At 50.5% G+C, this 12,630-nt stretch carries 13 protein-coding genes; 8 read left to right on the top strand and 5 right to left on the bottom strand.

What is annotated here, in order from left to right:
- Positions 1–57: 57 nt before the first annotated feature.
- Positions 58–789, top strand: a complete 732-nt coding sequence (ompR, locus tag CCE91_RS01655; RefSeq protein ID WP_086433524.1) for an osmolarity response regulator transcription factor OmpR — start codon at positions 58–60, stop codon at positions 787–789.
- Positions 782–2,200 (top strand): two-component system sensor histidine kinase EnvZ, encoded by a 1,419-nt coding sequence (gene envZ / locus CCE91_RS01660; protein WP_086433525.1) that lies wholly within the window; start codon positions 782–784, stop codon positions 2,198–2,200. Before ompR ends, envZ begins: the two co-directional genes overlap by 8 nt.
- Here the strand turns inward: envZ and sthA are convergent.
- Positions 2,169–3,578 carry a Si-specific NAD(P)(+) transhydrogenase gene (gene sthA, locus CCE91_RS01665; RefSeq protein WP_086433526.1) on the bottom strand — a complete coding sequence of 470 codons (1,410 nt, stop codon included), beginning with the start codon at positions 3,576–3,578 and terminating at the stop codon, positions 2,169–2,171. The genes envZ and sthA overlap by 32 nt on opposite strands.
- Positions 3,575–4,234: a GMP/IMP nucleotidase gene (yrfG, locus tag CCE91_RS01670; protein ID WP_086433527.1), complete on the bottom strand. Its 660-nt coding sequence runs from the start codon at positions 4,232–4,234 to the stop codon at positions 3,575–3,577. Before yrfG ends, sthA begins: the two co-directional genes overlap by 4 nt.
- 62 nt (positions 4,235–4,296) lie before the next feature.
- Here yrfG and nudE point away from each other — a divergent pair, with 62 nt between their 5' ends.
- The gene (gene nudE, locus CCE91_RS01675) at positions 4,297–4,854 is read left to right on the top strand and encodes an ADP compounds hydrolase NudE (protein ID WP_086433528.1); all 558 of its coding nucleotides are present in this window, start codon (positions 4,297–4,299) and stop codon (positions 4,852–4,854) included.
- 5 nt (positions 4,855–4,859) lie between these two features.
- Positions 4,860–5,741, top strand: a complete 882-nt coding sequence (cysQ, locus tag CCE91_RS01680; RefSeq protein WP_086433529.1) for a 3'(2'),5'-bisphosphate nucleotidase CysQ — start codon at positions 4,860–4,862, stop codon at positions 5,739–5,741.
- On the opposite strand, the gene CCE91_RS01685 is transcribed toward cysQ, so the two are convergent.
- The 3 genes from CCE91_RS01685 to CCE91_RS01695 are packed head-to-tail and all read right to left on the bottom strand — an operon-like array spanning position 5,738 to position 8,848.
- Complete coding sequence (locus CCE91_RS01685) at positions 5,738–5,965, bottom strand: YheU family protein (RefSeq protein ID WP_086433530.1); 228 nt, start codon at positions 5,963–5,965, stop codon at positions 5,738–5,740. The genes cysQ and CCE91_RS01685 overlap by 4 nt on opposite strands.
- Positions 5,965–6,948, bottom strand: coding sequence for a hydrolase (locus CCE91_RS01690; protein WP_086433531.1), 984 nt, complete (start codon positions 6,946–6,948; stop codon positions 5,965–5,967). The genes CCE91_RS01685 and CCE91_RS01690 overlap by 1 nt, the downstream gene beginning before the upstream one ends.
- Positions 6,935–8,848, bottom strand: a complete 1,914-nt coding sequence (locus CCE91_RS01695; RefSeq protein WP_086433532.1) for an ATP-binding cassette domain-containing protein — start codon at positions 8,846–8,848, stop codon at positions 6,935–6,937. Before CCE91_RS01695 ends, CCE91_RS01690 begins: the two co-directional genes overlap by 14 nt.
- Positions 8,849–8,937: 89 nt before the next feature.
- Here CCE91_RS01695 and CCE91_RS01700 point away from each other — a divergent pair, with 89 nt between their 5' ends.
- From CCE91_RS01700 to CCE91_RS01715, 4 genes are all read left to right on the top strand, one after another.
- Positions 8,938–9,162, top strand: a complete 225-nt coding sequence (locus CCE91_RS01700; protein WP_086433533.1) for a YheV family putative zinc ribbon protein — start codon at positions 8,938–8,940, stop codon at positions 9,160–9,162.
- 37 nt (positions 9,163–9,199) lie between these two features.
- Entirely contained in the window at positions 9,200–10,762 is a 1,563-nt protein-coding gene (locus tag CCE91_RS01705; protein WP_086433534.1) for an NAD(P)H-hydrate dehydratase, read from the top strand.
- Between the two features lie 18 nt (positions 10,763–10,780).
- On the top strand, positions 10,781–11,266 hold the full coding sequence (gene tsaE / locus CCE91_RS01710; protein WP_086433535.1) for a tRNA (adenosine(37)-N6)-threonylcarbamoyltransferase complex ATPase subunit type 1 TsaE: 486 nt from the start codon (positions 10,781–10,783) through the stop codon (positions 11,264–11,266).
- 68 nt (positions 11,267–11,334) lie between these two features.
- Positions 11,335–12,624 carry an N-acetylmuramoyl-L-alanine amidase gene (locus CCE91_RS01715; RefSeq protein ID WP_198677992.1) on the top strand — a complete coding sequence of 430 codons (1,290 nt, stop codon included), beginning with the start codon at positions 11,335–11,337 and terminating at the stop codon, positions 12,622–12,624.
- Positions 12,625–12,630 lie beyond the last annotated feature (6 nt).

A 12,630-nucleotide genomic window follows, 5' to 3' on the forward strand; every position in this document is an offset into this window, starting at 1 on the left:
CATGTTAACAACCCAAAACCGTCAGTCGGCGGGTGTTGTTATGAATAAGGAAAGCTGATGTCTCAGGAAACCTATAAAATTCTGGTAGTAGATGACGATGCGCGCTTACGCGCCCTGCTGGAGCGTTATCTGACCGAACAAGGCTTTTACGTACGTGCTTCGGCCAATGGCGAGCAAATGGACCGGTTATTGGAACGTGAAAACTTCCACTTAATGGTACTAGACTTAATGCTGCCAGGCGAAGACGGCCTATCTATTTGCCGCCGTTTACGCCAGAAAAACAACGAAATTCCAATCGTGATGTTAACCGCCAAGGGTGATGAGGTTGATCGTATTATTGGGCTGGAATTAGGCGCTGACGATTACCTTGCCAAGCCATTTAATCCGCGCGAATTATTGGCGCGGGTAAGGGCCGTTTTACGGCGTCGGGGCAAAGAAATACCTGGCGCACCAAGTGCCGATGGCGAAGAAGTTAGCTTTGGCGAATTCCGACTGAATTTGGGTACCCGGGAAATGTTTCGCGGCGACGAGCATATGCCGCTAACCAGCGGTGAGTTTGCGGTGTTAAAAGCACTGGTTACCCATGCCCGCGAGCCACTGTCGCGCGACAAACTAATGAATCTGGCGCGTGGCCGCGATTACTCAGCGCTCGAGCGCAGCATAGACGTACAAGTGTCGCGGTTGCGTCGAATGGTTGAAGTAGACCCGGCTAACCCGCGCTATATTCAAACCGTATGGGGTTTGGGTTACGTGTTTGTGCCCGATGGCAAAGCAAAACCGAATGGCTGATGCGTCCTTTTCCCTGAAGCGTTTTATCCCGCGTTCGGCTTTTGCCCGCACCCTTGGTTTAATTGCTTTGGTGTTACTGATAAACCAACTGGTGTCCTACCTGATGGTTGGCGTTTACGTGGTGAAGCCCAGTATTCAGCAAATGAACGACGTGATGGCCAAGCAAATTCAGGGCGCCTTGTTGCTACGTAGTTGGCATGGGGATGCTGGTGTCGCTGGTGAAGCCTACGTGGATTATGCCGAGGCTACCGGGGTTTCTTTCTTAACGGTGCCCGAAGCCGTTGAACAAGGGCTGCAGCAGTCCACTCATTATCGTTTCTTATCTGACTCCATGAGTGAAAACTTACAGGAGCAGGCCGAAGTTCGCGTTGGTCAGGGCGATGAATACGTAGTTTGGGTAAAAACCGAAGCTGCGCCGCAGCACTGGTTTCGTATTCAACTTACCGGCTTTGACGAAGCCCGCTTCTCGCCGCTGGTTTTTTATCTGGTGTTGATTGGCGTACTGAGTGTGCTTGGCGGCATTATTTTTGCCAATTGGTTGAACCGGCCCTTGAAAGATCTGGAAGCGGCGGCTCGCAAAGTAGGTCGCGGCGACTACCCTGAGCCGTTGCCCGAGCGCGGCTCCAATGAAGTGATTGCGGTAACCCGCGCCTTCAACCAAATGCTTAAAGGCGTGCGCCAGCTTGAACAAGACCGTTCCCTGATGATGGCCGGCGTGTCACACGATTTACGTACGCCATTAACCCGCATTCGACTCGCCACTGAAATGATGTCGCCGCAGGACAGCGCTCTGGCCGACGGTATTATTCATGACGTGGACAACATGAACGCTATTATTGACCAATTTATAGAATATGTGCGCACCGATCAGGGCGAAGATGCAGCCTTAGAAGACTTGAACGACTTGATTCACGAAGTAGTAGCCAATGTGCCGGCGAACTGGCAAAAACTCGTGGAGTTGCAACTCGAGCGGATGCCGCCCATTCAAATGCGGGTAGTTTCGGTTAAGCGCGTATTGCTGAACTTATTGGAAAATGCCGAGCGTTATGGGCATAGCAAAATTTTAATTCGTAGTGGCTATTACGAGCAGCAACAGAAAGTTTGGTTTAGTGTGGAAGACGATGGTCCGGGAATTCCTGCGGATAAAATGGAGCACTATTTTCAGCCCTTTACACAGGGTGATAGCGCGCGGGGAAGCGGGGGCTCAGGCTTAGGCTTAGCCATTATTAAAAGAATTGTAGAGCGGCACCACGGTTCTATTCAGGTGGCGCAGAGTGATCTTGGTGGCTTGTGCGCGCAAATTTTGTTGCCAGTGCTGCAGGTGTCGCCTGCTGCGCAGCCCGAAACTATGTCCGGGCGGTTACGCAAACTGGCCAAAACTAACCTAAAGAAACGCGATTCAAACCGTTAAGTGCGGCTACCCGATAAGCTTCCGCCATAGTGGGGTAGTTGAAAGTGGTATTCACGAAATACTCAATGGTATTGCCGCCATCTTTTTGTTCCATAATGGCTTGTCCAATGTGAATAATTTCAGCCGCCCGCTCGCCAAAGCAGTGAATCCCTAAAATTTCTTTGCTTTCACGGTGGAACAGAATCTTCAGGCAACCTACATCGGTATTGGCAATTTGCGCCCGGGCCAGATGTTTAAACAAAGCCCGACCCACTTCATAAGGCACTTTTTTGCGCGTGAGCTCTTCTTCGGTTGAGCCCACTGAGCTGATTTCTGGAATAGTGTAAATACCTGTTGGTATATCAGTAACCAGGGCGCTGTCGCATTGACCATGCATCATAGCGGTCGCGCAAATGCGACCTTGATCGTAGGCGGCGCTGGCTAAACTTGGGTAACCAATAATGTCACCCACAGCATAGATATTCTCAACCGACGTCCGGTAGTTCTCGTCCACTTCCAACTGGCCACGATAGTTAGGTTTTAAATCGACCGCCTCTACGTTCAGCTCTTCAATGTTACCGGAGCGACCGTTTGCAAATAATAAACAATCGGCGGTCATGCGCTTGCCTGACTGGGTGTGCAACACTACGCCGTCATCGGTGCCCTCAATGCTTTCAAATTCTTCGTTATGGCGAATCACCACGCCGTTATTGCGTAGGTGATACGAAATCGCGTCCGATATTTCAGCGTCTAGGAAGGATAGTAAGCGCTCACGGGTATTCACCAAGTCCACTTTTACGCCAAGCCCGCGGAAGATGCTGGCGTATTCACTACCCACCACACCAGCACCAAAAATAATGATGCTGCGCGGCTCATGGCTTAGTGACAATACTGAATCCGAATCGTAAATACGCGGATGGCTGAAGTCTACATTCGGTGGGTGATAAGGCCGTGAGCCTGTTGCTATAACAACCTGCTTGGTAGTGATGTGCTCCACGGAATCGTCATTTTTACGAATACTAATTTCGGTAGGTGAAACGAAGCGCGCTTCACCGTGAATCACGTCAACGTCGTTCCGCTCGTAAAAGGAGCTGCGCAGCTTTACCTGTTTGCGGATAACCCCTTGCGCATGCTTTAAAATTTCTACAAAGGTAAGGCCCCGCTGAATGCGTTCGCCAGAAAACAGTGGGTTGGCATTGTATTCAATTAAGCGGCTGACCGAATGGCGCAAGGCTTTTGAGGGAATGGTTCCCCAATGGGTACAGCCACCGCCTATAACCTGATATTTTTCAATCATGGCAACGCGCTTACCGCTCTTTGCCAACTGCATGGCCGCGCCTTCGCCGCCGGGGCCACTGCCAATAATAACAGCATCATAATCAGGTTGTTTTTTGGTCATGCTAAATCCTTTAATAATTCATGGTAGTGCTCAATACTCGGGAAGCCGTTAACCTGTTGAACAGGGCGCTGGCTGTCCGGATTCGCCACGCACAAACACTGGCGAATACCAAATTGCTGCGCGGTTTGCAAAATGCGCAGGCTGTCATCAATAAATAAGGTGCGCTTGGGGTCAAACCCGATGTAGCGCTGTAATCTGTCCCACAACCGCAATGATTCTTTACTCGCCCCGAACTGATGGGTAGACACCATGACATCGCAATATTGCTCTAGTTCGGTGCGTTCCAGCTTCAAACTCAGACTGTCCGGGTGGGCGTTGGTAACCAATACAACATGCTTCTGATTAGCACGTAATGCGGTTAAAAATTCGGGCACGTCGTCGCGCATCCGGATTAAATGCTGGAGTTCGCGTTTTAACGTCATTATGGGTAATTGTAGTTCACGCTGCCAGTAGTCAAGGCAATACCAGTCCAGCGTACCTGCAACTGCGGCGAAAGCTTCGGTTAATTGCGCCTGCGCAACTTCTGGCGTTAATTGATGCCGCTCAGCGTAGCGCTTGGGTATGTGTTCTAGCCAGAAATGATTGTCAAAATGAAGATCGAGTAAGGTGCCGTCCATATCCAGCAATACTGTATCGATTTCAGACCAATTCAACATAGGTTTTCGCCACAATTATGTTTATAGTAGGAGCTCCACTCGCACAGCATGCATAAACTACTATGGCAACGAAGCAAGTTCCAGAAATATTGACGCGTCAAACCGTTGCACGCAGCAGATTGTTGCGCATTGAAGCCGTTGATTTGCGCTTTAGTAACGGCGTTGAACGCCAGTTTGAGCGAATGCAGGGCAGCGGTCGTGGTGCGGTCATGATTGTGCCTTTGCTGGATGATGACACCATGATTCTGGTGCGCGAATATGCCGCCGGTTTACACAATTACCAGTTGGGATTTCCAAAAGGGTTAATAGATCCCGATGAAACGCCGGAACAAGCTGCCAACCGTGAATTGAAAGAAGAAATTGGCTACGGAGCTAAGGTGTTGCGACCGCTGAAAAGCGTCACCATGGCACCACAGTTTTTTGCTGCGACTATGCACATATTTGTGGCCGAAGACTTATACCCGGAAGAACTCCCGGGCGACGAGCCGGAGCCGTTAGAGAAAGTACCCTGGTCGGTGCACGAATCGGAACACTTACTACAACAGGCTGATTTTACCGAAGCACGCAGTATTGCCGCTTTGCTACTATTCTTAAGAGAGCAGGCGCAAGGAGTGAAGTAACTATCATGAGTCGCAACGCAGAATCTAACCAAGCACCGAACAAAGAACCTGGTAATCAGGTCAGCGAACAACTGCAGCAGTTACTGCCGGATGTTGCAGGCATTGCCCGGCAGGCGGGTGCGTTAGTAATGCGAATGTACGATTTGCGTGAATATCAAACTTATGAAAAAGCCGATGAGTCGCCGGTAACTTCGGCGGATATGGCGGCTAACCGCTCGATTATTGATGCGCTAACCAGCCTAACGCCCGACATCCCAATTCTGTCGGAGGAAAGCGGGCATGTGGATTTTCAGCAACGTCGGGACTGGCCTCGTTACTGGCTGATTGACCCCATTGACGGCACCCAGGAATTTATTGCCCGCAGTGGTGATTTCGCGGTGAATATTGCCTTAGTAGAAAAAAATGAACCGGTACTGGGCGTTATATACTGGCCTGCTGGCGACACTTTGTATTCGGCCGTACGCGGTGCTGGCGCGCACAAAACCGATGCACAAGGCACGCAATCCATTCGAGTTCGTAAGTTTGATGACCCGGCGCAAGACCCTATTATTATCGCCATTAGCCGGCGTCAGCCGCGTGAACGCGTGGGTCGGCGTATGGCCAGCGATCGCAAAATTCATCCGTTACCCGCGGGAAGTTGCTCATTAAAAGCCTGCTTCATTGCCGAAGGCAAAGCCGATTGTTTTTTGCGGGTAGGGCCGACCGGCGAATGGGACACTGCCGCCGCACAAGTGATAGTGCATGAAGCGGGGGGGCTTATAGTAAGTGAGAAGTTTGAACCTCTTACCTATAATGAAACGGTAGGATTGGGTAACCCGAACTTTTTAATTTTGGGTGATCAGGCAGTAGCCTGGCGTGATGTTTTTATTAAGCACAAACAGGGTTAGTTGAAATCCTGACCCAGCTGATCGCGTGGCATTATAGTCACGGTTTCGTGCAGTTCTGACCAAACAATCACAATCTCATTCCGCTCTAACTGTGCCTGTACCTGCGCTACTTTCGTTGCGAATGGCACTTCCTGCTCACCGTAATCAGTACCTTCGCGAAGTACGAATTCCTCAATCAGGGCCTGTAGGGTATCGGCATTTAGTTCTTGCCAGGGTATCTGCATTAATATTGCTCCAGTTGCTGCTGCAAATAGTGGTGCATACGATCTGGCAGCCAATGCCAGAACCGGCCATTCTTCCAACCGACAAAGCCCATATGCCCGCCGTGCTTACTGAGCTCGTAGGTAGTAGTGGCCGACAGTTCCTGTTCGGACGGAATCACATCTTCGGTCATAAAGGGGTCGTCGGCGGCGTGAATCATGAGCAGGGAATTTTCAATGGCATGTAAAAGTGGCCGCGAACTAGCCCGCTTGTAGTAATCGTCAACGCCATCGAAGCCATGCAGTGGTGCGGTTACCAAATCGTCAAACTCATAAAAATTGGTTAAGTCGGCAATCTTTAAATCGCTCAGTGCATGCTCTTCATGAATAACACCGGTTTCTTGTTTGATGAGCATTTTCTGCTTCAGGCTACCTAACAAGTGATTGCGGTATACCTTCGAAAAACCCTCATTAATACGGTGGGCGCAAGCCGCTAAATCTATAGGTGCAGCTACGACCACTGCGCCGGCAAGCCCGGCCACAGGCGCTTCACCCAACAACTTGGTAAGCATGTTGCCACCTAAACTGTAGCCTGCGGCTAACAATGGGCGGTTTGGGTTTTGTTGATGCAATTGCTCGAGCAATCGGCGCGCGTCGCCGGTATCACCTGAGTGGTAAGCGCGAGGCAGTTTGTTCACCGAAGGACCGCAGCCACGAAAGTGCATAACAGCCGAATTCCAGCCGCTGCTGGCGGCTTTGACCATCATTTGCCACGCATAAGGCGAATCAACCGAGCCCTCTAAGCCGTGAAAAATGACCAGTAGCGGGGCGTCGGCTGAGTGCGGGCGATGCCAGAAAACCTCAAAAAAATCTTTATCAAGGGTGGTCACTTTTTCCCAGTCGCCATCAATTTTCCGGCGTCCGGCAATAATCCGCGGTAGCAATGTCTGCACATGGCAATTGCTACAGCCAGGTGCAGGTTGAAAAGCACTATTAATTATCGGCATAGTTATCGGTAGTTTGTTCTTGCAATTCTTCCTCTGCAATCATCCAGTCGTGTTCGCACTGGCTCAGTTGCTGCTGAGTTTGGGCCTGTTGTTTTAATACATCGGCCAGTTCAGCTTTGCGGGCCTCGTTGTATATATCTGCATCGGCCAGGCGCTCGTTTATCTGTTCAAGTGCGCCGGCTAACTTATCTACCTGTTGCTCCAGTTTACGAACCTTATCTTTGAGCGGCTTCAGTGCTTGCCGACGCTCGGCTTCAAGCCGCTTTTGTGCTTTGCGCGTGTCGGCATTGCCACTGTTCGCCTCACTCGGAGCAGCGGCATCAGGATTTTTCGCCTGTTGCTGTAACCACTGATGATAGCTATCTAAATCACCATCAAAAGGTTGTACTTGTTGATCCGCAACTAGGTAAAAGTCATCCACAGTACTACGTAATAGATGACGATCGTGCGAAACTACAATCATTGCGCCGGTAAAACTTTGTAAGGCAAATACCAGCGCCTCGCGCATTTCTAAATCCAGGTGGTTGGTTGGCTCATCCAGCAATAATAAGTTGGGCTTTTGATAAATAATCAACGCCAGCACCAGACGGGCTTTTTCACCACCGCTCATAGGGGCAACTGCCTGCGTGGCCGCATCACCGGAAAATCCAAAGCCGCCAATATAATCCCGCAACTGCTGTTCACTGGCGCGGGCATCTAAGCGTTGCAGGTGCAGCAGTGCTGAGGCCTTAGGATCCAACAGTTCCAGCTGATGCTGAGCAAAGTAACCAAGCTTTACACTAGTACTTAATGCCAGCTCACCAGCCTGAGGCTCTAACTGACCGGCAATTAACTTAATTAAGGTAGATTTACCGGCACCGTTACGACCTAACAAACCGATACGGCTGCCGGGTACCAGATTAAATTTAATGTCTTTTAGAATAACGGTAGTGCCGTAACCCGCCTGTAAATTGCGCATGGTTACCAGCGGATTGGGCAGTTTGTCGGGCTCGGCAAACTCAAACCGAATCGCACTTTGCGCTCGCAATGGCGCCTGGGCAGAGAGCTTCTCCAGCGCTTTGATTCGACTTTGCGCCTGTTTGGCTTTACTGGCTTTGTAACGGAATCGGTCGATATAAGTTTGTAAGTGCTTACGTACCGTCTGTTCTTTTTCAAACGAGGCTTGTTGCTGCGCAAGCTGTTCAGCACGTTGGCGCTCGAACTGGCTGTAATTACCTGTGTAGGTGCGGGTAGTTTTATGCTCAATGTGAACAATCTGCTGGGTTACGTTATCCAGGAAGTCGCGGTCGTGCGCAATAATAACCAAGGTGCCGTCGTACTGTTGTAACCAGCCTTCCAGCCAGTAAATAGCATCAACATCCAAATGGTTGGTAGGTTCATCTAGCAGTAATAAATCGGCGCGGGCAATCAGTGCCTGCGCCAGGTTTAAACGCATGCGCCAGCCACCGGAAAAATCTTTCACCGGTTGCTGTAACTGTGCCTGCGAAAACCCTAAGCCAGCTAACAAACTAGCTGCCCGGGGTTCAATATCGTAACCACCAATTTGGGCTATTTGATCGTGTAAATCACCAATGGCGCGGCCGTCATCTTGTTGCTCGGCGGTGCTCAACTGCTGCTGTAGCTGGCGATATTGTTTGTCACCGTCAATCACGTAATCCAGCGCGGAGCTGGCTAAGGCTGGGGTTTCCTGCTTTACGCTGGCTAATCGCCAACCCCTAGGGATATCGCAGTCGCCACTGTCGAGGCTGATTTCGCCACGGAATAAGGCAAACAAACTTGATTTGCCGCTGCCGTTGGCGCCAATTAAGCCCACCTTATGACCGGGAAAAACCGAAAAACTTGCTTCTTGTAGTAAGATCTCTCCACCACGCATGAGCGTAATGTCTCGTACATCTATCATGTGGTCTCTATGCTATTATGAAGGCTTAGTAATGAGCTAAGCGAAGCTCAATCAAAGGGCTAGTATAGCCCATGCCAAACGGAGTGAATATGGCGCGACAACGGAAACGTTTTATTGCTGGTGCAGTTTGCCCAAAATGTGAGGCAACAGACACGCTTATGCTGTTTTTTGAAAATAACATTGAGCAAGTTGAATGCGTACAGTGTAAGCACCGAATGAGTGAGCCCAAAGCGCAGGGCAGTGGTTCGAAGCGTCAATTCGATAACGTGATTGGCATTTTTGACCCACAAAGCGAGAACAAAAAACCGCATTAATGTCGATGTTTCACTCACTGGAACTCCAGAGGTCGAAATGACAACAGCAACCAACTCGAAACTGGCAGACCAACTGCCTGCCTTTTGCTATCAAACCGAACAACTGCGTAACGGCGAGCAAGCCGCTGCCGACGCTGTTGGGCTAACCATGGACAAACTCATGGTCAGGGCCGGCGAAGCGATTTGGGAAGCCGTGCAAGCATATCGCTTTGATCACTTAGTGGTGGTTGCCGGGCCGGGTAACAACGGTGGTGACGGCTACGTAGTTGCCCGGTTGGCGCTGATTGCGAAAAAACCCGTGGTGGTTTACGCAACCGAGGCGAAATCAACCCTGGCAAAACAAATGCGGGAAGAATTCACCGCAGCCGGTGGAGTTGTTAAACCATTGCAAAAGTTACCTGAGGCAAGTTTTAGCGGTGCTACCCTGGTAGTGGATGCATTATTGGGGAACGGATTAAGTCGAGACGTTGAGGGTGAATTTGCCGCCGCCATTTCGCGTGTAAATGAAGCGCGGCAGCAAGGTCAGATTACTGCTGTGGTTTGTGCCGACGTGCCAAGTGGTTTACAAAGCGATAGTGGCCAACCTTTGGGAACCTGCTTTTACGCCGACACGACAGTAACTTTTATTGCGCTCAAACCGGGGCTATTAACGGGTGCTGCTGCCGATTATATTGGCGAGCTTAAGTTCGCTGGCTTGGGCGTAGCTGATGAATTTGCTAATCAGCAACAACCTTTTGCCAAACGCCTCAGCTGCGAATCTTTGGCCGACTATTTAACCCCGCGTAAGCGCACCGCGCACAAAGGCGATGCCGGAACCTTATTAGTGCTTGGTGGTGCTCCAGGGATGGCGGGTGCTGCGGTACTTGCTGGCAAAGCGGCGTTGCGCAGTGGTGCCGGCAAAGTCATGGTGGGTTGTCACCCAGACAGTCAGGCGGTGATAGCGCCGCAACAACCGGAGCTTATGGTGCATGCCATTAGCGATGAGCACGGGTTACAACTGCTATTAAAACAAGCCGACACTATTGTGGTGGGGCCGGGGCTCGGTCAAAGCGAATGGGCTCATATGATCTGGCAGCATGCGGTGGCTTCTAGCAAACCCTTGGTTGTCGACGCTGATGCTTTACGTTTGTTAGCGCAGGAAGCGTCGCCACCAACTTCAATCTGGGTACTAACGCCGCACCCGGGTGAGGCCGCCGAGCTGTTAAAAAGCACTACCAAAACGGTTTCTGCTCAGCGTTGGAGCGCGGTTAATGACATCTATCAGAGCTACGTTAGCGACAGTGCGAATGCAGCAGGGAACTCCGGTGGGATAGTGCTACTCAAAGGGGCGGGTACGGTTATTCGCACCCAGCAGGGGTACGCGGTGAATACCAGCGGCACACCAGCCATGGCCAGCGGCGGAATGGGCGACGTGTTAAGCGGTATTGTTGGTGCGTTGCTGGCGCAAAAATTTCCGCCCGAGCAAGCGGTTTATCTGGCGGTTTGGTTACACGGCAGAGCCGCTGAAGTGGCTGCAGAAAACGGCGAACGTGGTACTATAGCCAGCGACTTGCTTGATGTTTTACGTATCTTAATAAACCAGCCAAATTGGCATCAATAACCACTACATGGAATTGGCATGACTTCGAAAAACTGGCAGCTGACGACTGAGCTAGAATTGCTGGAAATTGCGGCGAATTTAGCTGCCTCCGGCACACAAATGGAAAATCGGGCTCTGGTGGTTAACCTGAATGGGCCGCTTGGTGCAGGTAAAACGACCTTTAGTCGCGGTTTTGTGCAGGCTTGCGGTCATCCGGGCCATGTAAAAAGTCCTACCTATACGCTGGTGGAAAGTTACCAGCTTGGTGATTTGCAGGTTCACCATTTCGATTTGTATCGCCTGGCCGATCCTGAAGAACTTGAATTTATGGGCATTCGCGATTACTTTTCAGACGATGCAGTGGTTCTGATTGAGTGGCCGGAACGCGGCAGCGGCTATTTGCCCGGTGCAGATTTAGATGTCACTATTGCTTATCAGAACACTGCACGTTCAATAACTATAACTGCGCTAACGGAAAAAGGTCGGCAACGGCTTGAACAATTACCATGCAACACGGGTACCTAAATAGAGTGCGTTTAAACGCACCGCACACAGCGCTATGGGTGTGTCTGAGTTTCAGCTTGATCATGCTTATGTCAGCTTTGGCATGGCCAGCGCAGGCTATGGCCAATATCAGTATTGATAGCGTACGGGTATGGCCTTCGCCTGATAAAACCCGGGTTGTCTTTGATATGTCAGCGGCTCCTGATTTTACCTATTTCACGCTCTATCAAGAAAAACCTTATCGCCTGGTTATTGATTTCAAAAATACCAACCGCAAAGCGTCTTTAACCAATTTGGGTGAAGAGTCGCTGTTGGTTCATAAAATTCGTACCAGCACGCCCAAAGATGCCGGTAGTACGCGGTTGGTTATTGAGCTGGCCGAGAAAAGTGACGCCAAAGTGTTCGCTCTGCCGGCCAATGACACCTATGGCAATCGTCTGGTGGTTGATTTACCGGGTAAGTCGGTAAAACGCAGCGGACCGGCAAAATCAGTGGCTGAATTAAAAGAACGTAAAGTCACTATTGCTATAGACGCCGGGCATGGCGGTGATGATCCTGGCTCGGTTGGGCCAAGTGGTAATTATGAAAAGCACATTGTTTTAAAAGTAGCGCGTGCGCTGGCCGAGCAAATTAATAAAGACCCTGCCATGCAAGCTTACCTGGTGCGTACTGGCGACTACTATGTTGACCATGGTATTCGTACTCAAAAAGCCCGCGACGCAAAAGCCGACCTGTTTTTGTCTATTCACGCCGATGCCTTTACCTCGCCGCAACCTAATGGTGCGTCGGTTTGGGTGTTATCCAAACGACGCGCCAATAACGAGCTTGGCCGTTGGTTAGAGGCCAAAGAACGGCACTCTGAACTCCTCGGTGGTGCGGCTGAAATTGTGCAGACTAACGATACTGATGGTTACTTAACGCAAACCCTGTTTGATATGCAAATGGATAACTCTATGGCCAGTGGCTATAGCGCGGCCGAGGCTATTTTGAATGAGCTTGGCACCATCACGAAATTACACAAGCATAAGCCTCAGGCCGCTAGTTTCGCGGTGCTGACGTCACCTAATGTGCCTTCGGTATTAATTGAAACCGGATTTATTTCAAACCCTGCCGAAGAACGTAACTTGATGAGCAATCAACACCAGCAGAAGCTGGCCCGTTCCATTTATCAGGGGGTTCGTAATTACTTCATGCGCAACCCTATTGACGGTACCGTGTTTGCCCGCCCGCAACCAACCAGGCATGTGGTGAAATCGGGTGAGTCATTGTCGGTGCTGGCGCAGCGCTACAATACCTCAGTACGAGCCATTCAGCGGCACAACAATATGTCAGGGTCGGTGTTGCATATCGGACAGGTTTTAGAAATTCCTTCAACGTAGCGGGTT

This window comes from Pseudidiomarina planktonica, assembly GCF_900177775.1.
Taxonomy (GTDB): domain Bacteria; phylum Pseudomonadota; class Gammaproteobacteria; order Enterobacterales; family Alteromonadaceae; genus Pseudidiomarina; species Pseudidiomarina planktonica.

Excerpts from the sequence above, each read along its gene's own strand:
- CCE91_RS01715 (WP_198677992.1), top strand. The coding sequence starts at position 11,335 with ATGTCAGCTTTGGCATGGCCAGCGCAGGCTATGGCCAATATCAGTATT.
- ompR (WP_086433524.1), top strand. The coding sequence starts at position 58 with ATGTCTCAGGAAACCTATAAAATTCTGGTAGTAGATGACGATGCGCGC.
- nudE (WP_086433528.1), top strand. The coding sequence starts at position 4,297 with ATGGCAACGAAGCAAGTTCCAGAAATATTGACGCGTCAAACCGTTGCA.
- sthA (WP_086433526.1), bottom strand. The coding sequence starts at position 3,578 with ATGACCAAAAAACAACCTGATTATGATGCTGTTATTATTGGCAGTGGC.
- yrfG (WP_086433527.1), bottom strand. The coding sequence starts at position 4,234 with ATGTTGAATTGGTCTGAAATCGATACAGTATTGCTGGATATGGACGGC.
- CCE91_RS01685 (WP_086433530.1), bottom strand. The coding sequence starts at position 5,965 with ATGCAGATACCCTGGCAAGAACTAAATGCCGATACCCTACAGGCCCTG.
- tsaE (WP_086433535.1), top strand. The coding sequence starts at position 10,781 with ATGACTTCGAAAAACTGGCAGCTGACGACTGAGCTAGAATTGCTGGAA.
- cysQ (WP_086433529.1), top strand. The coding sequence starts at position 4,860 with ATGAGTCGCAACGCAGAATCTAACCAAGCACCGAACAAAGAACCTGGT.
- CCE91_RS01700 (WP_086433533.1), top strand. The coding sequence starts at position 8,938 with ATGGCGCGACAACGGAAACGTTTTATTGCTGGTGCAGTTTGCCCAAAA.
- envZ (WP_086433525.1), top strand. The coding sequence starts at position 782 with ATGGCTGATGCGTCCTTTTCCCTGAAGCGTTTTATCCCGCGTTCGGCT.
- CCE91_RS01705 (WP_086433534.1), top strand. The coding sequence starts at position 9,200 with ATGACAACAGCAACCAACTCGAAACTGGCAGACCAACTGCCTGCCTTT.
- CCE91_RS01690 (WP_086433531.1), bottom strand. The coding sequence starts at position 6,948 with ATGCCGATAATTAATAGTGCTTTTCAACCTGCACCTGGCTGTAGCAAT.
- CCE91_RS01695 (WP_086433532.1), bottom strand. The coding sequence starts at position 8,848 with ATGATAGATGTACGAGACATTACGCTCATGCGTGGTGGAGAGATCTTA.